This is a genomic window from Marinoscillum pacificum (assembly GCF_024714495.1).
Classification (GTDB): Bacteria; Bacteroidota; Bacteroidia; order Cytophagales; family Cyclobacteriaceae; genus Marinoscillum; species Marinoscillum pacificum.
This window is the reverse complement of the sequence record NZ_JAMZMJ010000017.1, coordinates 90,278-112,983: the sequence shown is the minus strand read 5'-3', so window position 1 is coordinate 112,983 and position 22,706 is coordinate 90,278. Positions and strand designations below refer to the sequence as shown.

General features: G+C 40.8%; 22 protein-coding genes and 1 tRNA gene. 10 read left to right on the top strand and 13 right to left on the bottom strand.

The features are described 5' to 3' along the window. Positions 1 to 109 precede the first annotated feature (109 nt). Positions 110 to 481: a DUF1573 domain-containing protein gene (locus NXS00_RS24585; RefSeq protein WP_258101945.1), complete on the bottom strand. Its 372-nt coding sequence runs from the start codon at positions 479 to 481 to the stop codon at positions 110 to 112. Positions 482 to 610: 129 nt separating this feature from the next. On the opposite strand from NXS00_RS24585, the gene NXS00_RS24580 reads away from it, so the two are divergent. Both NXS00_RS24580 and NXS00_RS24575 read left to right on the top strand, forming a co-directional pair. After that, positions 611 to 1,873, top strand: a complete 1,263-nt coding sequence (locus tag NXS00_RS24580; protein ID WP_258101944.1) for an ATP-binding protein — start codon at positions 611 to 613, stop codon at positions 1,871 to 1,873. Continuing rightward, the gene (locus NXS00_RS24575; protein WP_258101943.1) at positions 1,845 to 2,552 is read left to right on the top strand and encodes a response regulator transcription factor; all 708 of its coding nucleotides are present in this window, start codon (positions 1,845 to 1,847) and stop codon (positions 2,550 to 2,552) included. Before NXS00_RS24580 ends, NXS00_RS24575 begins: the two co-directional genes overlap by 29 nt. On the opposite strand, the gene NXS00_RS24570 is transcribed toward NXS00_RS24575, so the two are convergent. Next, on the bottom strand, positions 2,526 to 3,422 hold the full coding sequence (locus NXS00_RS24570) for a T9SS type A sorting domain-containing protein (protein WP_258101942.1): 897 nt from the start codon (positions 3,420 to 3,422) through the stop codon (positions 2,526 to 2,528). The genes NXS00_RS24575 and NXS00_RS24570 overlap by 27 nt on opposite strands. A 171-nt stretch (positions 3,423 to 3,593) precedes the next feature. On the opposite strand from NXS00_RS24570, the gene NXS00_RS24565 reads away from it, so the two are divergent. The 3 genes from NXS00_RS24565 (at position 3,594) to NXS00_RS24555 (ending at position 6,650) form a co-directional block, all read left to right on the top strand. Then, positions 3,594 to 5,162, top strand: coding sequence for a sensor histidine kinase (locus tag NXS00_RS24565; RefSeq protein WP_258101941.1), 1,569 nt, complete (start codon positions 3,594 to 3,596; stop codon positions 5,160 to 5,162). Then, complete coding sequence (locus tag NXS00_RS24560; RefSeq protein WP_258101947.1) at positions 5,149 to 5,844, top strand: response regulator transcription factor; 696 nt, start codon at positions 5,149 to 5,151, stop codon at positions 5,842 to 5,844. Before NXS00_RS24565 ends, NXS00_RS24560 begins: the two co-directional genes overlap by 14 nt. 86 nt (positions 5,845 to 5,930) lie before the next feature. Continuing rightward, complete coding sequence (locus NXS00_RS24555) at positions 5,931 to 6,650, top strand: 1-(5-phosphoribosyl)-5-[(5-phosphoribosylamino)methylideneamino]imidazole-4-carboxamide isomerase (protein WP_258101940.1); 720 nt, start codon at positions 5,931 to 5,933, stop codon at positions 6,648 to 6,650. Positions 6,651 to 6,659: 9 nt separating this feature from the next. Here the strand turns inward: NXS00_RS24555 and NXS00_RS24550 are convergent, their stop codons facing one another. The 3 genes from NXS00_RS24550 to NXS00_RS24540 all read right to left on the bottom strand — a co-directional run bounded on the left by NXS00_RS24550 (position 6,660) and on the right by NXS00_RS24540 (position 8,986). Beyond that, a complete protein-coding gene (locus NXS00_RS24550; protein ID WP_258101939.1) occupies positions 6,660 to 7,010 on the bottom strand; it encodes a hypothetical protein in 351 nt (116 codons plus the stop codon). 113 nt (positions 7,011 to 7,123) lie between these two features. Further along, positions 7,124 to 7,894, bottom strand: coding sequence for a DUF3667 domain-containing protein (locus NXS00_RS24545; RefSeq protein ID WP_258101938.1), 771 nt, complete (start codon positions 7,892 to 7,894; stop codon positions 7,124 to 7,126). Positions 7,895 to 7,921: 27 nt separating this feature from the next. Next, a complete protein-coding gene (locus NXS00_RS24540; RefSeq protein WP_258101937.1) occupies positions 7,922 to 8,986 on the bottom strand; it encodes a mechanosensitive ion channel family protein in 1,065 nt (354 codons plus the stop codon). 112 nt (positions 8,987 to 9,098) lie between these two features. On the opposite strand from NXS00_RS24540, the gene NXS00_RS24535 reads away from it, so the two are divergent. Continuing rightward, complete coding sequence (locus NXS00_RS24535) at positions 9,099 to 9,908, top strand: LolA-like protein (RefSeq protein WP_258101936.1); 810 nt, start codon at positions 9,099 to 9,101, stop codon at positions 9,906 to 9,908. A 350-nt stretch (positions 9,909 to 10,258) separates the two neighbouring features. Here NXS00_RS24535 and NXS00_RS24530 read toward each other — a convergent pair. The 3 genes from NXS00_RS24530 to NXS00_RS24520 form a co-directional block, all read right to left on the bottom strand. Then, positions 10,259 to 10,334: transfer RNA gene (locus tag NXS00_RS24530), tRNA-His, on the bottom strand. A gap of 246 nt (positions 10,335 to 10,580) precedes the next feature. Beyond that, on the bottom strand, positions 10,581 to 11,924 hold the full coding sequence (locus NXS00_RS24525; protein ID WP_258101935.1) for a dihydroorotase: 1,344 nt from the start codon (positions 11,922 to 11,924) through the stop codon (positions 10,581 to 10,583). A 67-nt stretch (positions 11,925 to 11,991) separates the two neighbouring features. Continuing rightward, positions 11,992 to 13,446 (bottom strand): M28 family peptidase, encoded by a 1,455-nt coding sequence (locus tag NXS00_RS24520; RefSeq protein WP_258101934.1) that lies wholly within the window; start codon positions 13,444 to 13,446, stop codon positions 11,992 to 11,994. A 312-nt stretch (positions 13,447 to 13,758) separates the two neighbouring features. Between NXS00_RS24520 and gcvP the strand changes: the two genes are divergently transcribed. Continuing rightward, the gene (gene gcvP / locus NXS00_RS24515) at positions 13,759 to 16,635 is read left to right on the top strand and encodes an aminomethyl-transferring glycine dehydrogenase (RefSeq protein WP_258101933.1); all 2,877 of its coding nucleotides are present in this window, start codon (positions 13,759 to 13,761) and stop codon (positions 16,633 to 16,635) included. A gap of 51 nt (positions 16,636 to 16,686) precedes the next feature. On the opposite strand, the gene NXS00_RS24510 is transcribed toward gcvP, so the two are convergent. Together NXS00_RS24510 and NXS00_RS24505 are read right to left on the bottom strand one after the other, a co-directional pair. Then, positions 16,687 to 17,154 carry a hypothetical protein gene (locus NXS00_RS24510; RefSeq protein ID WP_258101932.1) on the bottom strand — a complete coding sequence of 156 codons (468 nt, stop codon included), beginning with the start codon at positions 17,152 to 17,154 and terminating at the stop codon, positions 16,687 to 16,689. Then, positions 17,151 to 17,912 carry an NRDE family protein gene (locus NXS00_RS24505; RefSeq protein ID WP_258101931.1) on the bottom strand — a complete coding sequence of 254 codons (762 nt, stop codon included), beginning with the start codon at positions 17,910 to 17,912 and terminating at the stop codon, positions 17,151 to 17,153. The genes NXS00_RS24510 and NXS00_RS24505 overlap by 4 nt, the downstream gene beginning before the upstream one ends. A 20-nt stretch (positions 17,913 to 17,932) precedes the next feature. Between NXS00_RS24505 and NXS00_RS24500 the strand changes: the two genes are divergently transcribed. From NXS00_RS24500 to NXS00_RS24490, 3 genes are read left to right on the top strand one after another with little or no spacing between them, the layout of a single operon-like run. Further along, positions 17,933 to 18,874, top strand: coding sequence for a CPBP family intramembrane glutamic endopeptidase (locus tag NXS00_RS24500; RefSeq protein ID WP_258101930.1), 942 nt, complete (start codon positions 17,933 to 17,935; stop codon positions 18,872 to 18,874). 9 nt (positions 18,875 to 18,883) lie between these two features. Next, positions 18,884 to 20,248, top strand: coding sequence for a DNA recombination protein RmuC (locus tag NXS00_RS24495; RefSeq protein ID WP_258101929.1), 1,365 nt, complete (start codon positions 18,884 to 18,886; stop codon positions 20,246 to 20,248). A gap of 49 nt (positions 20,249 to 20,297) precedes the next feature. Further along, positions 20,298 to 20,678, top strand: a complete 381-nt coding sequence (locus NXS00_RS24490; RefSeq protein ID WP_258101928.1) for a co-chaperone GroES — start codon at positions 20,298 to 20,300, stop codon at positions 20,676 to 20,678. On the opposite strand, the gene NXS00_RS24485 is transcribed toward NXS00_RS24490, so the two are convergent. The 3 genes from NXS00_RS24485 to NXS00_RS24475 form a co-directional block, all read right to left on the bottom strand. Continuing rightward, on the bottom strand, positions 20,675 to 20,845 hold the full coding sequence (locus tag NXS00_RS24485) for a hypothetical protein (protein WP_258101927.1): 171 nt from the start codon (positions 20,843 to 20,845) through the stop codon (positions 20,675 to 20,677). The genes NXS00_RS24490 and NXS00_RS24485 overlap by 4 nt on opposite strands. 117 nt (positions 20,846 to 20,962) lie before the next feature. Further along, entirely contained in the window at positions 20,963 to 21,937 is a 975-nt protein-coding gene (hemB, locus tag NXS00_RS24480) for a porphobilinogen synthase (protein WP_258101926.1), read from the bottom strand. Continuing rightward, positions 21,886 to 22,698 (bottom strand): CPBP family intramembrane glutamic endopeptidase, encoded by an 813-nt coding sequence (locus tag NXS00_RS24475; protein WP_258101925.1) that lies wholly within the window; start codon positions 22,696 to 22,698, stop codon positions 21,886 to 21,888. The genes hemB and NXS00_RS24475 overlap by 52 nt, the downstream gene beginning before the upstream one ends. Positions 22,699 to 22,706 lie beyond the last annotated feature (8 nt).

The window sequence follows — 22,706 nt, the reverse complement described above, 5'->3', positions numbered from 1 at the left end:
CAAAACCACATGATGTTTGAAAGACGCTCGATAACCTGAGCCTGATTTGTATTTTACCAAGTCATTTGACTTTTCTTGTTTATCCATTTTTGACACTGTTTGTGTCAACCTATTTCAGGACCTGACCTTCTCCGTTAAAATAGAGATAAGTGTACTCTTCAGAAGCAGAGGTTTTGATTTTGATGTTCTTTTTAAAAGTTCCAGCATGCTTAGAAATGAAAGTGGCGGTAATGGACGCTGTTTCACCAGGACCGATAGATTCTTTTGGATATTGCACATTGGTACAGCCACAAGAACCTTTAGCGTCCAGAATAGTGATGACTTCTGTGCCATCATTGGTGAATTCAAATTCAAGATCTTTACTAACACCTGCTTTTACTTCGCCAAGATCCAGAGAAGTAGTTTTCCATGAAATGGGACTTACAGCTGCAACCGCGGCTACCGCAATTCCCAGCATAATGATGAACGAGACTTTTTTCATAATCATAAAATTTAGTTGTACCCAAATGTCCCTTCTTCGTTAAGAAAACACTGTTAACGGGTTCCAAATGATTGTTAATGAGTTGTTAAAGATTCGCCCTACACAGAATTATCTCCTTAATTTAGATGTATGAAAAACCTTCCTATTAGGATATTGGTCATTGCAGGAGCGCTCTCCATGATTGCGATTGTGGTGGTGCAGATCTTCTGGATTACCCAGGTCATGGATCGTCAGGAGGAGATGTTTGATCGCTCCGTGCAGATGGCATTACGCAATGTAGTGGAGACACTTTGTGAGGTAAATGGAAATGATATTCCAAGCAATGATCCGATTGATCAGCTGACTAGTAATTACTTCATCGCTCGTACGAATTATAAGATCGACCTCAATTCACTAGACTATTTACTTAAGGCGGAGTTGCAGCGGAGAAATATCGAAATGGACTATGAGTTTGGTGTGTATGATTGCCAGAGTGATCGGATGGTGTATGGTGATTTCGTAGCATTGGATAGTAAAAAAGGAAAGGTTAACCCAACGGGAAAACTGCCTAAGTTGGTTAATGACGAATATTACTTTGGAGTCTTTTTTCCCGGGAAAACTGCCGGGATTGTCAATATGCTAGGCATCTGGAAAGTAACTACGGTACTCATTCTCATCATTTTGGTGGTGTTCTCATATGCTTTGTTTGTCATTCTCAGACAAAAGCGATTGAGCGAAATACAACGCGACTTTATTAACAACATGACGCATGAGTTCAAGACTCCATTGGCTACACTTCAGGTCTCTGCGGACGTGTTGGGTCAAGAAGTGAAAGAACCACGCCAGGTTCGCTATACGGAAATCATTAAGTCAGAATTGACACGTTTGGAACAACATGTTCATCAGTTGTTAAAAACATCTGTTTTGGATCATCAGGCATTGAAATCTGAATTGATTGATGCTCCACGAATTATTCAGTCACTTCAGGAAAAATTTGCAGATCGGCATCCTGGTAAATTGAGAGGTACGATTGAATTAAAGGATAATCTAACAGTGAAAGGTGATTCGGTGGTGTTTGAAACGATGATCTATAATCTACTTGATAATGCCTTTAAGTATGGAACAAATGGTGTGGATTACAAGGCAAGTTATGATGGTAAGCAGTTAACCATAGCAGTGACGAATCAAGGGCCAACAATTCCGCGATCCGAGCAGAAAAAGATTTTTGATAAGTTTTACCGAATCAATCATGGAGATCTTCATGATGTGAAAGGCTTCGGGTTGGGTTTATATTTCGTCAAGCAAGGGGCCAAGTCCATGAAAGGATCAGTTTCTTTAACTAGTGCAGACAATCAAACAACATTCATCATAAAAGTACCGGTGTATGGCAAGTGTGAAGATTCTATTGGTTGAAGATGACGAAAACTTATCCTTCGTAGTGGCTGATCACTTGAGTCATGAAGGCTTCGAGGTGATCACTGCCGTGAATGGGGAGGAGGGACTTCAGAAGTTTCAATTGTATGATGTCAATCTTTGCCTGATTGATGTGATGATGCCTAAAATGGATGGATTCAGTCTGGCATCCGAAATCAGAAAGCGTAATGAATTTGTTCCCATCCTTTTCTTGACGGCTCGCTCCATGGAGGAGGATCGTTTGAAGGGGTTTGAGGTAGGCGGTGATGATTACATTGCCAAGCCATTTTCTATTGCAGAATTAACTCACCGGATCAATGTGTTCATCAGAAGGAGTCTGGTCTCCACTCCATCAGACTCCAGGAAGCCCTCAAATGTGCAAATCGGGTCATTAGAATTTGATCCATTCAATCTGCAGATCAACTGCGGTGAAAAGTCCACTTCGCTTACTCAAATGGAAGCTGACTTGTTGAAGATGCTACTGAGTAAAAAGAATAAGTTGGTTCGCCGAGAAGATATTCTGGTAGCAATTTGGGGTGAGAATGATTATTTCAAAGGCAGAAGCCTGGATGTCTTTATCTCCAGGCTCCGCAAATATTTGAAAGATGATCCCACACTTGAGTTGAGGAATCATCATGGGGTAGGATTCTCGTTAATCGATGGCGATTTTGCGGGTTAGGCGTTTACCATCCATTTGAATTTCTAATAGGTAGATGCCTTCTGACGGACCTGATAAATCAATGGTCTCTGCATAGGTGCCATCAAAGGCATCAAAGTATCGATTGAAGATTTCTCTTCCGTCCAGGTTATAAATCTTGATGCTTACCTCATTTTCTTCAGGAACGTCAAAGCGTAATTTGAATCGTCCGTTAGTGGCTGGATTAGGATAATAACTCAGGTTCTCCAATTCCAGCTTATCAGATGCTGCCACTTTGCCTTTTTTCCCAAAGGCATCGGTATCTTCAGTGATTTTAATGCTCTTGCTGACCACAACATGAACACTTCGATGTGATTCGTTAGCATCATCTCCCAGCTTGATGATCATGGTGTCATCAATGGAATCTCCAAAAGCGTAAGCGAAGCTTCCATTTTTATGCAGGTCAATGACCATGTTTTGTTGCATATCCTTAAGAGTCTTAACCATATCTTCATCAATATACTTGCTCATTTCCTCCTTTCGGAGATTGAATTGTTTGCTGAAAGTAGAGTAATCATCACTAAAGAACATGAAAGAGTGTCCGTTCTCATTATCGTCTCCAAAGCTGAAAGAGAAGTTTTGCATTTGCTCATCCAGATCATCAAAATTGAAAGTATGAATATTCGCATTGTTATTCCCAAACCAGAACTGTACATCCGTGTCTTCCCCCATAAACTCCTTCAGCTCCTGATCCTTTTTCATCTCTTCTTCAGATTCATAGGTTTTCTTAAACGTTTTCTTCTCACCATCTACATCTCTTGATATTTCAATCTTCACTTCATTGTCTTGAGCCATTGCCCAACTGGTCATTAGCATCACCAACAGAGCAGCTAGTGTAAAATTCTTTTTCATATCTCTTTAGTTTTAAATTGGAAAGTTGTGTGAAGAATGGAACGGCAGAGGCTTTCTTTGATCTGTTAAAAACTGGTTAATCGATGTTAAAAAAGGTTAATCAGGAACTGTGAGGGCACTTTTCACGTAAATTTGTTTCACGATTGCGGCGAATGAACGATTGGAATTGACATGAAACGATCTACAATTTTCTGGGTAGTAGGACTGATGAGCGTGGCGCTGCTAGGCTTGATTGGCTTCCAGTGGTACTGGATTGATTCGGTCATTCGGGCCAATGAAGAGCGCTTTAAGCGAGACGTAGTGGATGCTTTGCACGCTGTTTCAGAAAAACTGGAGCGTCAGGAAGCACTGTATGCATTTAACAATACCTGGTTTTATAATCAGCCGTATGGCCAGCCTCAGCAAATCCAATATCAGCAATTAGACCCACGAAATCCCAATACGGTCACTTTTAAGGATACCCTTCGAAGCAATGAAATGGGGTTCAACATCATCTTTGATTTTCAGGCCATTACTTCAGATGGTCATGTAGAGTTGATCGCGGAATCTCAGTTTCAAGAAGCCAATCCACAAGCAACTACTAAGACTCCGGAGATAGAACTTCTGGAGCAGCAAATGAAAAAGGCATCTTTAAAGTCTGAGATGGTCGTTCAGGTGATTGAGAATGTACTAGCACCGGAGCGCTCCATTATGGCTAGAGTAAATCCAACTCAGTTGGATTCTTTGCTTTCTAATGCTTTTAACGATCGAGGTATCGATATTTCATTTGACTATGGCGTGATTTCTCCGATGCGTAGACGTTTTGAGTTGATCAACAACACCAAGTCTAAAGACGAGTTGGAGAAAAGCGAGTTGAAAGCTAATCTATTCCCTAATGACATTGTTGGAGATCAAAACTGGTTGGTTGTAGACTTCCCAGAAAAGCAACGCTTTCTATTGAAGAAAATCTGGTTGACCATGGCTAGTTCCGGCCTTCTGATTTTGGTAATCGTTGGTTCCTTCGGTTATTCCATTCATACGATTTTGAGACAAAAGAAGCTTTCGGAGATGAAGAATGACTTCATCAATAACATGACGCATGAGCTCAAAACACCTATTGCAACCATTTCTTTGGCATGTGAGGCGCTAAGTGATAAAGAAATCAAGCAAATGGAAGGTATGCGAGAGCGCTACCTCAAAATGATTGGCGAAGAGAATAGTCGATTGAGTGAGCAGGTTCACCGAGTGTTGCAGATGGCCGCAATTGATCGGAATGACATAGAGTTGAAAGAAGATGCACTGGACATCAAAGAACTCGTAGAGTTGGCTGTAGACAAGACTTCTCTGCAGGTAGAGGCACGCAATGGATCCATCAAGATTATTGACAATGCCACGGATGCTAAAGTCCTTGCTGACAGAACACATATGGTGAATATATTGACTAACTTATTGGATAATGCCAATAAGTATTCCGAAGATGCTCCGGAAATAACGGTCAGAATGTTTAACCGGGGAAATACAATTAACGTAACTGTACAAGACCGTGGAATTGGGATGACCAAGGAAGCGATTAGTCATATATTTCAAAAATTTTACCGTGTGCACACGGGCAATGTTCATAATGTCAAGGGCTTTGGTCTTGGATTGGCATATGTGAAGAACATGATAGAACTGCAGCATGGCCGAATCGCTGTAAGCAGCGAGCCGGGAAATGGAAGTAAATTTACAATCACCTTACCGCTAAATGATGGAAAAGCCTAGAGTATTAGTAGCCGAAGACGATGAAAACCTTGGTCAGATATTAAATGAATATCTAGGCTTGAAAGGGTTTGATACGGTATTATGTCGTGATGGTGAGCAAGGGGCAGAGACCTTTAAGCCAGGCAAGTTTGACTTGTGCATTTTGGACCTGATGATGCCTAAAAAAGATGGCTTCCAATTAGCTACAGAGATCAAAGAAATCGAACCAGACATTCCGATCATCTTTTTGACGGCTAAGTCCATGAAAGAGGACGTGCTCCAAGGCTTTAAAATCGGAGCGGATGACTACATCACTAAGCCTTTCAGCATGGAAGTATTGTTAATGCGTATCAAGGCTGTTCTAAAGAGAACGATGAAGTCTGAGACTAGCAAAGAGCTTCCCGAAGAAATCAAAATTGGGGCATTAACCTATCAGCATGCCTCTAATATGTTGGTGTTGCCTTCTGGCAAAGTGAAGTTAACGACCAAAGAAAATGAGCTTTTGAAACTGTTTGTTGAAAACCTCAATCAGACAGTGAGCAGAAGTATTGCGCTTAAAAAAATCTGGCGTGACGACTCTTATTTCAATGCGCGAAGTATGGATGTATACATTGCCAAATTGCGCAAATACCTCAAGGAAGAAGAGACCTTACAATTACTTACCGTGCATGGAGAAGGATTTAAGTTGGTGCATTTAAATTAATAATTGCTTCTTATATCTTTGCTCGGCTTCATACCCTATATTTAATAGAAGCCAAGAAACAATATTGACCTAAACACAACTTCTCTATGCTATTAGTACCTTCCATTTCTGTGATTAAGGGTAGGACCATTCGCCTGATGCAGGGTGATTACACTAAGGAAAAAGTGTATGATATGAGTCCACTTGATGTTGCAGAGCAGTTTGCCGACAATGGCATCACTCGTATCCACTTGATTGATCTGGAAGGAGCTAAAAAAGGAACCCCGGTTAATTACCCGACATTAGAGATGATTGCAGGGCATACCAACCTGAAAGTCAACTTTGCAGGTGGTCTGCATACTGATGGGGACATCTTGAAAGCCCTGGAGTACGGAGCGGAAAGTATTGCTGCAGCGACGATTGCTGTTTACAATAAAGAATTATTTGCCAACTGGATCATGTCTTATGGTCGTGAGAAGATTTCTATGAGTGCTGATGCGCTGGATGGAATCATCAAAGTAGGTGGATGGCAAAAAGATACCAAGATTCCTTTGGAAGAGCATATCGAATACTTTTACGACAGAGGATTGAAGTATTTGAAGACTACGGACATTTCTAAAGATGGAGTGCTGGAAGGTCCTTCTTTTAAACTTTACGAAAGCCTCATCAAACGTTTCCCTGAATTGAGCTTATTTGCTAGTGGTGGTGTGAGAAATATGGACGACATCAAAAAACTTCAGGACATTGGTGTGTACGGAGTAATCTTCGGAAAGGCTTTCTATGAAGGTCAAATCACCCTTCAAGAACTTTCAGATTTCAACCAATAAGAGTTTAGCTTAAAATTCGTAATTCATATGCCCGACACCGTTCGGGTCTTCATCATATTTCAACTTGTAAATGAAATAAAAGATGAAGTTGAATTTACTCACAGAGTTGATGTTGGTACTATCTGGCTTTTGGCCAATGTACATCGTACCGTCATTAGCTACTTCTGACGTGTTTTCTACTGCTTGTGAGGTAACAACCGTAGTTTCCATTTTAGGATCTACATTCTCTGACTTGGATTCAGCGTTATTGTTGTTGTTATTATTGGTAGTAGAATTATTGTTGTTGTTATTGACATTCGCACTGTTATTAGACTTGTTGGCTTCGTTGTTAGTAGAAGCAACAGCCCCGTTACTTATCAAAAATAAGCACAAAACGGTCAGTGGTATGTAGAATGTCCTTTTCAGAATGAGTGAGTTTACGTAAAAGTAACGAAAAAGTTAGTTAAAGGTTCAATAATCCTCGAAAAATATGTTTATACATGGAACATTATTAGGTAAGTGACCCCTACGACCATAGCAAATATCATCATGATGAAATAGCCAACCAGCCATATGAATAGTCCTTTCATCAGCCCTTTGAATTTTTTGCCTGGATTGAAGACCAACATATAGGCTACCATCATATAAACGGTGGTTACAATCATTACAATACCTGAAGCATTATAACCTGAAACCTTATAGATAAGTAACATAATTAAACTAAACCAGGTAGTATGGGATTGAAAGTAAGCTGCTGTGATCATATGATGCAGATAGGTGGTTTTCCTATAGAATATTTTACCACCCAATGCCAGAAAAGGCACCATCAAGCCTCCGATGAATCGAAAGTTTTTTGCCATCCATTGATTGACTAATACTTGAAACTCTTGCTGTTGAGTTGTTTGCTCTGACATATTCATCCCCAGGCTCTCTGAGTTACTCATCAGGAACTGATCAATGGAGATATTTAGCGCTTCAAAAAGCAAAATTAAAAGCGCCGACATGACAATATAGTATCCTAAAGGACCAATGTGTCTGATGTTATTGCCAGCAAGAAAAGTTTTGATAACCTCTGCAGGACGTTTGAAAAGGTCGATGACCGTTCTGCCAAATTTAGTGTCAATCCCAAACCATCTATCCAAAAACTCAGAGGCCACGTATTTCCAGGTGATTGATTGAAGTTCAAGTTTTTGACCACAGTTGGAGCAGAAATGCCCAGATCCTGTATGGCCACAATTGATGCATGGTTGAGGTTGATCAGTCATAAGGGATAAAACTAGTAAAAACCGGAATTATTTGGACTGTTCTGACTCCATTTGAATGCGCTGAACCGGAAGACTTTCTGGATATTCTTCTTGTAAAAAGTTGATAAGCTTTTCTCGCACACTGCATCGAAGGTCCCAGGCAGTAGGTGAATTTTTTGCAGACATCAAAGCTCGAACCACGACCGTATAGTCTTTAGTGTCTACCACCTGCAAGTTATCAACGTTGCCGTCCCACTTAGTTTCGGCTTTCAAAATCTCAGAGAGTTTTGCTCTTAGAGGTTCAATTGGAGTTCGGTAATCTAGATGCAAAAAGACGGTTCCAATAATCTCACCTTTATTTCTGGTCCAGTTTTGAAAAGGCTTTTCTATGAAATAAGTAATGGGAAGAATCAATCTTCTCCAATCCCAGATTCTAACTACTACATAAGTCAGGTTGATTTCTTCTATCCAACCCCATTCTCCTTCTACCACTACCGCGTCATCAATTTTGATTGGTTGTGTAAAGGCTATTTGTATCCCGGCAAAAAAGTTGGCAATTGACTTTTGGGCAGCTAAACCTATAATGATACTGGCTACTCCAGCGGACGTCAACAAGGTTTGCCCATACTTACGGCCTTCCTCAAAACTTAAAAGGATCACAGCCAGTCCGAGCATTACCAAAGAGACAATCACTACTCGCTTCATGAAATTGAGTTGAGTTATGATCTTACGTTCTTTGCGGTTGTCTTCCTTGTCAATGTTGTATCGATCTAAAAAGATCGCTTCCAGGGCATAGACTACACGTATCAGGAAATTGACGCTGGCTACAATTAGCAGGATCCGGCAAATGTCAATAAGTCCGTCCACCCAACTTGACTCTTCTGCATAAGTGAGACTGACGAATATAGTAATGACCGGAATGAGGAAATTAAAAGAGGATTTACACTTTTTTCTGAGGATAAATAGGTCGTTGGATTTCGACTTTTTGGCGGTAACGGCCAGACTAATATGTATGAACCAATTGACGGCCAGCCCAATGACAAGTCCAAGTAACAGATTGACTGCCGGGAAAGGCAATTCCATGAGGTCGTTTATCCAGCTTTTTATATCCATATCCTTTTGAAACTTGCGAAACTAATGAATGTTCGATGGTCTATGAAGTTCTGGCAATATCTCCAAAGTATTGGCGTTGCATGTGAGGCTAAATACAACTAAGTTTATAGTTATGAAAAAACAACCACTCTTGCTCCTATTATTATTTCTTGCCATTCCTGCACTATCACAAGACAAAATTTCAAGTGAAATAGTCATTGAGAAATTTCTGGAAGCCATCGGAGGGCGGGATCGAATGTTGAATCTTAAGACTAGGGTGGAGAAAACATCGTTGTCTAACTATCAAGGTCAAGGCGGGGTGTTCAATGGAGATCCTAAAATCACGTCTCAAACGATCTATTACCAGACGCCTGATTTATTTCTTGAACATAGCTTTAGTACTAAAGGGAATTATCATTCAGAAACCATCTTATTTAAAAGAGAAAAGTGTTCCTGGTATTATCGTTCAACTGGACAAGCCATCTTATTTTTTGATCCTGAGCCGATTAAGTTCGAAAAGGATTTTCCGAGGACTTACTTTTTAGAGCCATTCAACCTTAAGGCCGAAAAATATGCTTTTGAAGAAGATGGAATGTATCGTATTGATTTTAGAGATCATCGTCAGGATGGCGGTTATCAAAGTGTTTATATAGATAAAGAGACTTTCTTGCCTACGAAAAGAACCTATGTAACCGCGTCCACGATGACACGATGGACTTTCATTTATGAAGACTATCAGACAACAGGCGGTTTTACAGAGCCCAGAACAATCAGTCTCTTTGGCGGTGGAGAGTTGTTTATGACTATCGAGATTGAGGAAATTTCCTATAATGTCAATTTGAACGATAGGCTATTTGAGGCTCCGGTGCCATGCTTGCCAGGTGAGTCCATTCCACTTGAAGTGCCATATTATTTGCCGAAAGCTGTTGTAGAGGAGAATTGATTAAGCTCTTTGAGTATCTAGATTGTTGCTTCCCTAAGAATTTTATAGAATCTATTTCATGTATTGGGTAATCATCCCAAAATTCAGGGAATGACGAATAGAAGTAAGGTGAAAGGAAACAAAAAAGCAGCTACATTTCTGTAACTGCTTCTAAATTTTAGGGCCTGTGATGACAGTATCGTCACTTCCTGTCAAGACCGAAGCGTCTTGATGGAAGATCGGTCTCGATGGGACCAACTGTTGGTGGGAACGCCTAGTTCGGCGGCCTTCTGAACCAATTCACGAATTATTATAGGAGGTCATAAAACAAAAAAAAGCAGCTACATTTCTGTAACTGCTTTTCTTTTTAGGGGTGGAAGATCGGTCTCGAACCGACGACCTCCTGAACCACAATCAGGCGCTCTAACCAACTGAGCTACAACCACCGTGTATGGGGTTTGGCGCTTTCGCCAACTGTCCCGATAGTTATCGGGAACAACCACCATTTGTGTTTGTGGAGTTAGCGCTCTGCCAACTGCCCCGATAGCTATCGGGGACAACCACTACTGATAGTTTGGCTAATGCCTACCTCCCAATTTAATCGGGATTTTTACTATCTGTTTTCCGCTTCAAACACTGGGTGTCTGATTTGGGAATGCAAAGTTAAATGCATTCTTGAATTTTGCAAAAAAATTAATTGCGATCGAACGTAAGTCGTTCACCTTTTTTAGACTCGTCAAATTGACCATCGTTATAAGCTAGATGGCCTGATACCCAAACTTTCTCTACAGAAGATTTGAATTCATGCCCTTCAAACGGTGACCAACCACATTTTGAGAGTACATTCTCTCTGGTTACTGTCCATGGCTTGTTCAAATCTACCAGTACCAGGTCGGCAAAATAACCTTCTCTGATGTACCCTCTTTTTTCTACTTCGAAGCATTTGGCCACTGCATGACACGCTTTTTCAACGATTCTTTCTAAGCTAATCTTGCCCTCGTGATAGAAATCTAACAAAGCAGTCAATGAATGCTGTACCAAAGGTCCTCCTGACGGAGCACTAGTGTATGGGTTCTCTTTTTCCGCGATAGTATGTGGTGCATGATCGGTAGCGATCACGTCAATTCTGTCATCCAGCAAGGCTTTCCAGATTCCATCTCGATCATCTGCAGTTTTTACTGCGGGATTCCACTTGATCCACTGTTGCTTTTCTTTATAATCCGCGTCACTAAACCATAAGTGATGGATACATGCCTCAGAGGTAATGCGCTTCTGTTCTAGTGGTAGGTCGTTTCCAAATAGGTTAGTCTCCTTCGCCGTGGAAATGTGCAATATGTGCAGTCGGGTGTTGTGCTTTTTAGCCAGCTCAACAGCCATGGATGAAGATAAGTAACATGCTTCCTCATTTCGAATAACAGGATGCATTTCGAATGGAATATTGTCACCGTATTTCGCAGTGTAGATTTCCATGTTTTTGCGAATTGTCGCCTCATCTTCACAATGAGTTGCTAAAAGGATAGGAGCATTTGCGTAAAGTTTCTCCAGCGTATCTCGATTATCCACTAGCATATTTCCAGTAGATGAACCCATAAATACCTTGATACCGCAGACATTCTTAGGGTTAGTCTTCAAAACCTCATCCAGATTGTCATTAGTCGCCCCCATGAAGAAGCTATAGTTAGCCAAAGACTTATTGGCTCCAATTTGATATTTATCTGCCAGTAATTCCTGAGTCACAGTTTGTGGCACCACATTGGGCATTTCCATGAAGGAAGTTACACCACCAGCTACAGCTGCTTTCGCCTCGGTATAAATCTCTGCTTTGTGAGTTAATCCTGGCTCTCTAAAGTGTACCTGATCATCGATCAATCCTGGGATCAAATGCAATCCTTCAGCATTGATCTCTTCGGCTGATGGATCTGATAGTTCGTTACCGATTTTGGCGATCAAGCCATCGGCAACTAATACATCTCCGTTGATGATTTTTCCTTCGTTGACAATCTGTGCGTTTTTAATGAGGTACTTTTTGGAAGCCATTTTGGATTGTTTTGGATATAAAAAAGGGGCTAATAAATCAGCCCCTCAAAATTAAAATGTTTTTTGATCATTTAAGTTTCACTCGATTCTCTCTGTTGGCCAATTCCCAGGCTGTGAAGAAAACAAGGTCAGCTCTCTTTTTCATTACATCAAATCTGATTTTTTCAATAGTATCAGTTGGTTTGTGGTAATCCGCATGCGTACCATTAAAATAGAAAATGATCGGAATATCTTTCTTAGCGAAGTTATAATGATCTGATCTATAGTAGTATCTGTTTGGATCGTTCTCGTCATTGTAAGTGTAATCCATGTCTATATTGACATACGTTTTATTCACTTTCTCAGAAAGATCGTGTAGTTCTTGAGAAAGTTTATCCGCTCCAATTACATACACGTATTCCTCATTTTTCCCTTCATGATCTGGATCGATACGTCCAACCATATCCACGTTAAGGTTGGTTACGGTGTTTTCCAATGGGAATACCGGATTGTTCGTGTAATACTCACTACCTAAAAGTCCTTTTTCTTCACCAGATACGGTCATAAACAAAATACTTCTCTTAGGCTTAGAACCTTTTTGAGCAGCAGTTGCAAATGCTTGAGCCAGCTCTAAAACAGTAGTGGTACCTGAACCATCATCATCAGCACCATTGTTTACTTGTCCATCTGATGAAATACCAATGTGGTCATAGTGAGAGGTAACAACCAAAACTTCTTCTGGCTTATCTGTTCCTTTTAAGAAACCTAATACGTTTTCTACTTCGATATCTTCTACCAGCATATCAGCATTTAAGATGATTCTTGAAGGAGCCTCGCTTGCAGATAATTCAGCATATTTTTTGCCGAAGATCCATTCAGCAAGTCCTGTATCAGCGATGATTACTTTGTTGCTTACTTCATCAGAGACTGTACTCAAACGAGTTCCGCTAAGGAATCTTTTGAAACGCTGCTTTACAAAATCGTAAGAATTAGCATCCTCTACAAACAAGAATACACCGGCAGCCTTTACTTCAGCTAGATTAGCCAGCACTTGTCTCCAGTTGCTCATGTCTGCCTGTGTGATACCTACATATTTACCTTCCAGGTCTTTGGTTTTTAAGGACTCGATGGTTTCGTCACCAGCGAAGATTACGTCAATGTATTCTTCACCTTTAGTTTCACTTCTGGAGAAATAAACGAAATCCTCGAAATTGTCTTTTTGCTCATCGCCTTTCTTCATATAAGCAGTGCGATAAGTCATTTTTTGGAGTGGGTAAGTTTGGAAATAAGATTTTCCATCTTTTGAATCTACAGGAGGCTCCAGACCGAATTCTTTGAATTTAGAAGCGATGTACTCTGCTGCCATTTGCTGACCTCTTTCTCCTGTTTCTCTTCCTTCTAAACTATCAGAAGCCAAAACAGCCAGTCGGCTTTCTAAATCTTTTTCCGTGATTGTTTTCGCAAATTTCAATGCTTTTTTATCCTGACTTGTTGCGCCAAAGACAATAAATAGTAACAGGGTAAATACTGTTATTTGTTTCATGTGCTTACTGTTTGAATTAGGTATCCGTATAACCGGCAAAATGAATATTTTCGACGTAATTAGATTTGAATGAATCAATTGTAACATGGTCGAAAAAATCCAAGAATCTGCAAATTAGTCTTTTTCGATTATTACCCATCTAGTAACCGTTTAATCGGTAAAATGTGTGTTTTGCTGGTCAAAAAGATGGATTGGGATCGTTTGTCTAAAACTTTGGTGTACTGGTCATTAAGCGTGATGTGTGGCTTACGATTGTGGCCTTTTCATTATACATTTGCAGCTTCAAAATTCCGATTCAAATAAATACGCAGTATGACTGTTGATCTAAACGAAAGAGTGGCCTTTGAAACCCGTCATAACGGACCTTCAAAGCACGAAATTCAGGAGATGTTGGCAGCCTTAGGCCAAAGCTCCATCGACAACCTGATCGAAGAAACGATCCCCAACAAAATCAGACTTAAGAACGGTCTGAAGCTTAGCGAGCCACTCAATGAATATGAGTACATCAACAAGCTGAAAAAAACGGCTTCTAAGAATAAAATCTTCAAGTCATACATCGGTCAGGGATATTACCCATGTGTAGTGCCGGCAGTGATCCAGAGAAATATTCTTGAAAATCCAGGATGGTATACTGCCTACACCCCGTATCAGGCAGAAATCGCACAAGGAAGATTAGAGGCTTTGATCAACTTCCAGACGGTAGTAACTGACCTTACCGGTATGGAGATCGCTAATGCATCACTTTTGGATGAAGGTACGGCTGCAGCGGAAGCCATTAGTATGCTTCACGGTGTTCGTAAAAAAGAAAAGAAGAAGGCGGATAAGTTCATTGTAGATGAGCGAGTATTCCCTCAGACCTTGGATATCATCAAGACCAGAACTAAACCTATGGGTATTGAGTTGGTGATAGCCAAAATAGAAGAAATTGATTTGACTGATCCTGAGTTATATGGTGTGTTCTTCCAATACCCAGATAACCATGGTGAAGTATTTGATCATGCGAGTTTTGTAGCAGCGGCAAAAGAGAATTCGGTTTCTGTGGCGGTAGCTTCAGATCTGTTGAGCCTTTGTTTGCTAACACCTCCAGGTGAGTGGGGAGTAGATGTAGTGGTAGGTACTTCTCAGCGATTCGGTGTACCGATGGGATATGGAGGACCTCACGCGGCATTCTTTGCTACCAAAGAAGAGAACAAAAGAAATATACCTGGTAGAATCATTGGTGTATCCAAAGATGCGGAAGGTCATCCTGCCTACAGAATGGCACTTCAAACCAGAGAGCAGCACATTAAGAGAGAAAGAGCAACATCTAATATTTGTACAGCTCAGGTATTGTTGGCGGTAATGGCTTCTATGTATGCTGTTTACCACGGACCTGCTGGACTGAAGCAAATTGCTTCTCGCGTTAGAGGATTTGCTGTGGCTACTGCAAAAGCACTAGCCTCAATCGGATTGAAAAACCAAAATGAGCAATATTTTGAGACATTGAGATATGAATTGGCAGCTCCAATGGTAGCCGAGATTCGTTCTTTGGCGGAAGCTCACGGTATCAATTTCTGTTATCCAAATTCAGAAACGGTGATGATCTCATTTGATGAGACCACACGACCATCTGATATTCAGGATGTAATCAATATTTTCGTGAAAGCTTTGGATTACTCTGAAGTGGAGTTCGAATCAAATATTGATATCGCTTACCCAGAGTCTCTTACAAGAACTTCTGAATATTTGTCTCATGAGGTATTCCATGTGAATCAAAGCGAGCACGAGATCCTTCGTTACATGAAGCGATTGGAGAACAAAGATTTGTCATTGGTACATTCTATGATTTCTTTGGGATCTTGTACCATGAAATTGAATGCTACAACCGAGATGATTCCTGTTACCTGGCCGGAGTTTGGAAATATTCACCCATTTGCGCCGGTATCTCAGACAGAAGGTTACAAAGAAATGATCGGTGAGCTACATGATTGGTTAGCTGAGATCACTGGTTTCCATGCAGTATCCTTCCAGCCAAACTCAGGAGCTCAAGGCGAATATGCAGGTTTGATGGTGATCAGAGCGTATCACCAGGCGAATGGAAATGGTAACAGAGATGTAGCGTTGATTCCTTCTTCTGCTCATGGAACGAACCCTGCCAGTGCAGTAATGGCTGGTATGAAAGTGGTGATCGTGAAGTGTGATGAAAAAGGGAACATTGATGTAGAAGATCTAAAAGCCAAAGCTGAACAAAATAGTGCTGACCTTTCTTGCTTAATGGTGACTTACCCAAGTACTCATGGAGTATTTGAAGAAAGCATCATGGAAATCTGTGAAGTAATTCACCAGCATGGTGGTCAGGTATATATGGACGGTGCGAATATGAACGCACAAGTAGGATTGACTTCTCCAGCGATGATCGGAGCAGACGTATGTCACTTGAACTTACATAAGACGTTCTGTATTCCTCATGGTGGTGGTGGTCCTGGTATGGGCCCAATCGGTGTGGTGGAGCATTTAGTACCATACTTGCCAGGACATGAAGTAGAGGGAATTGATGCAGTGAATGTTTCAAGTGCTCCTTATGGAAGTGCAAGTATCCTTCCGATTTCTCATGCTTACGTAGCGATGATGGGTGCTGAGGGATTGACCAATGCCACCAAAACTGCGATTTTGAATGCAAACTACATTGGCGCAAGATTGAAAGATCACTATCCAATATTGTATGCGAACCACAATGGTAGAAACGCACACGAGCTGATCATCGATTGTCGTGATTTCAAGAAGTTTGGTGTGGAAGTAGAAGATATCGCTAAGCGTATGATGGACTATGGTTATCATGCACCGACGGTATCATTCCCAGTTGCAGGAACGATGATGATCGAGCCGACAGAGAGTGAGACCAAGTCAGAAATCGACAGATTCTGTGAAGTGATGATCTCTATCAGAAAAGAAGTAGAGGAGGTAGCAACAGGAGCTGCTGATAAAGAAAACAACGTGTTGAAAAACGCTCCTCATACTTACAGAACTGTAGTCAATGATGCCTGGGAACTTCCTTACTCTAGAGAGAAGGCGGCATTCCCAATGGCTGAGTTGAAATACAACAAGTTCTGGCCTGCTGTAAGTCGAATTGACAGTGCCTACGGTGACAGAAACCTGATGTGTAGCTGTGTGCCAGTAGAGGAATATCTGGAAGCTACAGAGTTAGCATAAGGAATAGATAGCATTTTATAGACGAAAGTCCGGCTGAGAAGTCGGACTTTTTTAATTACAGATCTGAATTAAAAAACTTCCCTGAACGGTATTGTTGTCATCAAAGTCTGCGGAGATATACCCTACTATTTCAAAGGAAGTCACTTCTACAATTTCTATAAATCCTCCAGCCGCAGTGTAAATTGGGCCACCGTTTGGAGTAGCGAATCGAATATATCCGGTGTTGTTAATAAAAGGCAAGTTGTAATTGCCTTTAGCTGTTGGAAATGCTACCTGCAAATGAGCAGCAATGGTGTTTGGTTTGAGACACGGATCTTCCAATAACTCATTGTAAATATTTCCTGAAGCTTGATTGGACAAAGTACTGTACAACAATCGACCTCCAGTATATTCCCAATCAGCCCCACCAATCAGTCCAGATAACGGATCTTTACTTAAGTCAAAGTTATTGACTTCATCATCACATCCTGAAAATAGGACAAGAGACAGAAGGAGAGATATTCCCAGAAATTTTTTCATTGGACTTTGAAGCTGTAATGCTCCGTATTTTCTTTTCGTTCGCCTACAGGATAAGACTTCTCGGTAAAATTAACCACTCCATCTCTATCTACCGTGATGACAGTGCTACAACATGTACCATAGTTCTCCATTCGAATACACATAGCAGATAAACTACGCTCCATTTCTTTCGATATTCCTGTATTTGGTAGTTCTATGTCTGGAGCAATAGTAGTATCCGTCATAAGATTCAATAACTCCTGATGATCGAAACTATTGCCGATTGCCGACTTAAATTTTTGCTTTGCCAGCTCAACTTTTGGCCATGGCGTATCGAGCAGTGCATTACTTAAGCCATAAATCCCAGGTTTGAGAATATTGACTTTACGCTCATAATTGGAGTAATGTCCCATTTGACCCAGATCGGAAACCAGAACATTAAACCCATTGTAATCTTCACTATGTTCATGCAAGGTCTGAATATACCTTTCCGGATTGGCGTCACCATTGACAAAGTCTGTCGGAATCTCTCCACGTGATGTGGCATCTTCTCTAATATTCGACAGATCTCGATAGTTGGTCACTGCAGCAAATTTGCCATCTTTGGTGATTGTCATCCAGGTGCCTCCAGCTTTGAGGTCTCTTCCGCCCAGGATATTTGGTTGATTTTCCCAGAATCCGGCTTTAGCGGTAGGTCTGTTGTAGAACTCATCTCGATTGGCGGCGAGGATCAATTTATATTTAGGGTGCATGTCCCATGCGAAGGCAATTAAGCACATACTTAGGTTAACTGTTTACTATGAAAAAACTGTTAGGGTATCTATTAGAGTTCCAAAGAAAGCATTTTGATCTCAAACTCTATCTTATAACAGCTGTCTTTATTAGTTGTTGGATCACTTTCAACTATTGGTTGGATTTTGAAGACAGTTATCTCGATCCAATGCGTGGTAGTTTTTGGCACTGGCCGGCTATGTTTGGCTGGATGTTGATACCATTTTTGGGAGTAACAGTTATACTCGTTTTGACAGGTAAAGTGGAGAATGTCTTTAAGCAAAAACGATTCTGGTTGATGGCAATTATTGGCTTTGCGATACTGAGCACTGATCGAACTTTTAACTGGTACATTTTGCTCCGAACGAGTATGAACTCAGTTGATTTTCGATTCTTCGCTCGTTGTATTAATTGGTCCATTAGTTTGTTTGTGACAGTATTGCCGTTATTAATGATCTATCGAATTTTTGAATCAGAGCGACCAAGAGGTTATTACGGGTTGAGTCGCCAAAATACGAATTTAAAGCCCTATTTTCAGTTGCTACTTCTGGCCATAATTGTCATAGGAATTGGCTCATTTTTTGGAGACATCAAAGCCTACTATCCGAGATATCAACATTCCGGAGGTAACAGATTTGCTGAGGCACATGACTTGCCAACCTGGGTAGCAATATTGATTTATGAGCTTTGTTATGGAAGTGATTTTGTGGCGGTAGAATTATTTTTCCGTGGCTTTCTGATTCATGCTTTCGTGAAAATGCTAGGAGGCTATGCGGTATTTCCAATGATCGCTACCTATGCGTTTTTACACTTTGGGAAACCTCTAACCGAAACCATCAGTTCTGTATTTGGTGGATACATTTTGGGAGTAGTCTCGTATAAGACCAATAACGTCTGGGGCGGAATCATCATCCACATGGGTGTGGCCTGGAGCATGGAGGTCTTCGGTTATTTACAGAGCTTGTATTAAAAGTGAATTATGGAGTTTGACTCAATTATGATTTTGGTAGTAGGATTATTGGCAGGTATAGCAATTGGTTATCTGGTTGCGCGCTTACAAGCAAAACCTATGGATGATCAGACCCCACAATTGAAAATGGAACTGCAGCTAGAGCAGGAACGAACCTCCAAACTCACTCAGGAATTAGCTCAGCTCAATAATGAATTGAGAAAGGAGCGAGAAAACTTCTTTAACCTGAATGGGGACTTTTCGAGCCTAAGAGCTCACTACAAAAACTTGCAAGAAAAACTTCAGGAGCAGAAACAAGAAGTAAAAGCATTGCAAGATCAATTTGCTGCTCAGTTTAAGAATCTGGCCAATGAAATCTTTGAAGAAAAAAGTAAAAAGTTCACGGATCAGAATAAGAACAACATTGACCAGCTGTTGAAGCCGCTTGGAGAGAAGTTGAAAGACTTTGAGCGCAAAGTGGAGCAAAGTAACAAAGACTCGCTGGAACAAAGCACAGCCCTGAAGGCTCAATTGGATCACCTAAAAGAACTCAATCAGCGGATTACCAAAGAAGCAGAGAGTTTGACCAAAGCACTAAAAGGTGACTCCAAAGCGCAGGGAAACTGGGGAGAAATGCAGTTGGAGTTGATCCTGGAAAAAGTAGGCCTTCAAAAGGAAACACATTACTTCAAGGAGAAGAATTACAAATCAGAGGATGGTAATAACCAACGATTGGATTACATCATCAAACTTCCGGACGATAAATACTTGGTGCTGGATTCAAAGGTTTCTCTAACTGCTTATAGCAACTACTACGATGCTGCGGATGAGGCTGAACAGTCGAAATACTTAAGGCAGCATCTCGATAGCATTCGCACACATATTAAAATACTTGGTGATAAGAACTATCAAAACCTGTACGACATCCAGCAGCCAGATTTTGTCCTCATGTTTGTGGCCAATGAGCCTGCACTAACCATGGCACTTAAAGAAGATACGAGCCTATTTGAAAAGGCTCTGGACAAGAATATTGTCCTGGTGTCAACCAGTACTTTGTTGGCAACTATGCGAACAGTTAGCTATATCTGGAAGCAAGACAACCAGAACAAAAATGCTTTGGAGATCGCTCGTCAGGCGGGAGCCTTGTATGACAAGTTTGCCAACTTCACAGAGGACTTGTTGAAGGTTGGGCAAAACATCAAACAAACACAAGGTGCTTACCAGGATGCAATGAAAAAGCTATCAGAAGGAAATGGAAACCTGGTTCGCAGAACGGAGAATTTAAGAGCTCTCGGTGCTAAAACCTTTAAGCAAATTGATCAGCGATTAGTAGATCGATCTGAAACAGAAAATGATGCCAGTTTACCTCCATCATCCGACAATCTGTTTGGATAAAAAAGGGATTAGCTTCTAAATTTGCACCACCAAAAATTAAGGCGAGAGTATGCAGCTTACAGCAGACAATAAACTCAAGAACATTATCGTAGTAGGGGATCGTGTATTGATCAAACCTAAGAAGCAGAATGATCAAACTAGCAGTGGTATTTATTTACCACCTGGTGTTCAGGAAAAGGAAAAGGTTCAGAGTGGGTACATTGTCAAGGCAGGTCCTGGCTACCCCATTCCAATGAGTAGCGACGGTGATGATGACTGGAAGCCTGAAGAAGAGAAAATCAAATACATTCCTTTGCAAGCAAAAGAGGGTGATTTAGCTCTATTTCTTCAAAAAGGAGCCTTTGAAATCATGTACGAAGGTGAAAAATATTACATCGTGCCTCAAAGCTCTATACTGATGTTAGAGCGAGAAGAAGACCTATTTGACTAAGCGTCTATTGTTTTAAGAAATTCCGTTTGGATGTAGTTGCTCATGTCACTGTAACGTTTTGCTGAAAGCGTGTCGTTGTGACTTTTTGCAATGTTTCGTTCCAGGTGCATTGCAATCTTTAGGGCGATTGCTTCCTCCATTGTGTCGATGTTTTTTGAATTGTTCATAATTTCTGGTTGGGTAATAGTAGCTCTCACTAACAACCCAAAATTGAACAATATCAAGGAGGAAGGGAATTCCTATTAGTTGAATGCCGGTTGATTCTCGATGAATCGATGAACGCCTTATTTCGTTCGTTGAGACAGCATAAATTCCTTAGCAAAGTAGGTTAGGATCATGTCTGCACCTGCTCTTTTGATAGAAAGAAGCGTTTCATCACGAGTTCGGTCTGCATCCAGCCATCCTTTTTGGCCCGCTGCCTTGATCATGGAGTACTCTCCAGAAACATTATACGCTGCTATTGGTAGATCGTAGTTGGCTTTCAAGTCAGAAATGATATCAAGGTAAACCATAGCAGGCTTCACCATCAGCACATCTGCTCCTTCGATGTAATCAAGCTCCGCTTCAATCAGAGCTTCCTTTCGATTGGCAGGGTTCATTTGATAGGTCTTCTTATCACCGAACTTTGGTGCAGAATCCAATGCATCACGGAAAGGTCCGTAGAAAGAGCTCGCATATTTCGCCGTGTATGACATGATACCCACGTTGGAGAAACCAGCTTCATCCAAAGCATCTCTCAAATAGCCTACGCGTCCGTCCATCATGTCAGAAGGCCCAACCATATCGATACCCATTTCCGCTTGCGCAACAGCCATTTGAGCAAGTACTTCCAGGGTAGCATCGTTGATGATCTGACCATTTTCTACAATCCCGTCATGACCATCAGAGCTGTATGGATCCATCGCCACGTCTGTGATGACCAACGCTTCTGGAAACTCTTCTTTTACACGCTTCAGTGCCTGATGATAGAAGAAAGAAGTGTCATGACTTTTGGTAGCCATTTTGTCCTTGTATGACTCATCCACTACAGGGAAAATATCAAAGGCTTGAATTCCAAGATTCATGCATTCCTCGATTTCCTTCAGCATTGGTTCAATGCTTAATCGGTGAATACCCGGCATAGAAGAAACTTCAGTAATTTGGTTTTTACCTTCCAACAGGAACAGTGGAAAAATCAGGTCATTGGCAGTTACTTGATTTTCCTGGCTTAGATCTCTAAGTGCTCTTGAGGCTCTGTTTCTTCTTGGTCTTCTTTGCATGGCTCTAATGGAATGAATAGTCGTTGCAATATGCGGACGCAAAGGTACATAACCACACCAGAGATTACCATTAAAATGAGCCATTGATACTCACCTAAATAGTCTGAAGTTATTGAAAACACATCATCTGTGTATATGAAAGCGACCATTACAATACTGTTGTTTAGCCAATGAATAAAAATTGGAAACCAAATGTTCCCTGTTTTTAAATATATCCATCCCATAAACAAACCGATAAAAAAAGCATTTACTCCCTGTGGGAGGTTCATATGAAATGCTGCAAAAAGTAGAGAAGATAGAATGAGTCCCTTCACTTGTCCATAATTTTTAGCAAATCCTGTTAGAATTAATTTCCGGAATAGAAGTTCTTCTAGAACAGGTGTTATAACTGCTACTGAGATATATGTAATCCAGTCTTTTTGAATTTCATATTCTAAAATTTCTTTAAAAGATTCCGGTAATGGTAGTTGGGAAATAATTGGATCAAACCCAACAATATAGGCAGAGACAAAAACAATGATAATAGGAAGGTTCTTCGTATTGAATGCGTTTGTATTAGTGAAATATAATCTGAAGTCTATGAAGTGGTATTTTAATTGTAGGGCAACCGTTAAAAAAAGGACACCACCAATAATCTCTTCGACTAGTCTCTGATATTCAGTTGGAATACCTTTAGAAATCACTACAGCAACCACACCACAAAGAACATACAATAAAATGAGTCCAATACTTTTAAGAAAAGTCGGATAGTGTGAATTCATAGTTATTA

What these genes read in the sequence shown, in the direction of transcription:
- NXS00_RS24585 (WP_258101945.1), bottom strand. Translation starts at nt 481, where the DNA reads ATGAAAAAAGTCTCGTTCATCATTATGCTGGGAATTGCGGTAGCCGCG.
- NXS00_RS24580 (WP_258101944.1), top strand. Translation starts at nt 611, where the DNA reads ATGAAAAACCTTCCTATTAGGATATTGGTCATTGCAGGAGCGCTCTCC.
- NXS00_RS24575 (WP_258101943.1), top strand. Translation starts at nt 1,845, where the DNA reads ATGGCAAGTGTGAAGATTCTATTGGTTGAAGATGACGAAAACTTATCC.
- NXS00_RS24570 (WP_258101942.1), bottom strand. Translation starts at nt 3,422, where the DNA reads ATGAAAAAGAATTTTACACTAGCTGCTCTGTTGGTGATGCTAATGACC.
- NXS00_RS24565 (WP_258101941.1), top strand. Translation starts at nt 3,594, where the DNA reads ATGAAACGATCTACAATTTTCTGGGTAGTAGGACTGATGAGCGTGGCG.
- NXS00_RS24560 (WP_258101947.1), top strand. Translation starts at nt 5,149, where the DNA reads ATGGAAAAGCCTAGAGTATTAGTAGCCGAAGACGATGAAAACCTTGGT.
- NXS00_RS24555 (WP_258101940.1), top strand. Translation starts at nt 5,931, where the DNA reads ATGCTATTAGTACCTTCCATTTCTGTGATTAAGGGTAGGACCATTCGC.
- NXS00_RS24545 (WP_258101938.1), bottom strand. Translation starts at nt 7,894, where the DNA reads ATGACTGATCAACCTCAACCATGCATCAATTGTGGCCATACAGGATCT.
- NXS00_RS24540 (WP_258101937.1), bottom strand. Translation starts at nt 8,986, where the DNA reads ATGGATATAAAAAGCTGGATAAACGACCTCATGGAATTGCCTTTCCCG.
- NXS00_RS24535 (WP_258101936.1), top strand. Translation starts at nt 9,099, where the DNA reads ATGAAAAAACAACCACTCTTGCTCCTATTATTATTTCTTGCCATTCCT.
- NXS00_RS24525 (WP_258101935.1), bottom strand. Translation starts at nt 11,924, where the DNA reads ATGGCTTCCAAAAAGTACCTCATTAAAAACGCACAGATTGTCAACGAA.
- NXS00_RS24520 (WP_258101934.1), bottom strand. Translation starts at nt 13,446, where the DNA reads ATGAAACAAATAACAGTATTTACCCTGTTACTATTTATTGTCTTTGGC.
- gcvP (WP_258101933.1), top strand. Translation starts at nt 13,759, where the DNA reads ATGACTGTTGATCTAAACGAAAGAGTGGCCTTTGAAACCCGTCATAAC.
- NXS00_RS24510 (WP_258101932.1), bottom strand. Translation starts at nt 17,154, where the DNA reads ATGAAAAAATTTCTGGGAATATCTCTCCTTCTGTCTCTTGTCCTATTT.
- NXS00_RS24505 (WP_258101931.1), bottom strand. Translation starts at nt 17,912, where the DNA reads ATGTGCTTAATTGCCTTCGCATGGGACATGCACCCTAAATATAAATTG.
- NXS00_RS24500 (WP_258101930.1), top strand. Translation starts at nt 17,933, where the DNA reads ATGAAAAAACTGTTAGGGTATCTATTAGAGTTCCAAAGAAAGCATTTT.
- NXS00_RS24495 (WP_258101929.1), top strand. Translation starts at nt 18,884, where the DNA reads ATGGAGTTTGACTCAATTATGATTTTGGTAGTAGGATTATTGGCAGGT.
- NXS00_RS24490 (WP_258101928.1), top strand. Translation starts at nt 20,298, where the DNA reads ATGCAGCTTACAGCAGACAATAAACTCAAGAACATTATCGTAGTAGGG.
- NXS00_RS24485 (WP_258101927.1), bottom strand. Translation starts at nt 20,845, where the DNA reads ATGAACAATTCAAAAAACATCGACACAATGGAGGAAGCAATCGCCCTA.
- hemB (WP_258101926.1), bottom strand. Translation starts at nt 21,937, where the DNA reads ATGCAAAGAAGACCAAGAAGAAACAGAGCCTCAAGAGCACTTAGAGAT.
- NXS00_RS24475 (WP_258101925.1), bottom strand. Translation starts at nt 22,698, where the DNA reads ATGAATTCACACTATCCGACTTTTCTTAAAAGTATTGGACTCATTTTA.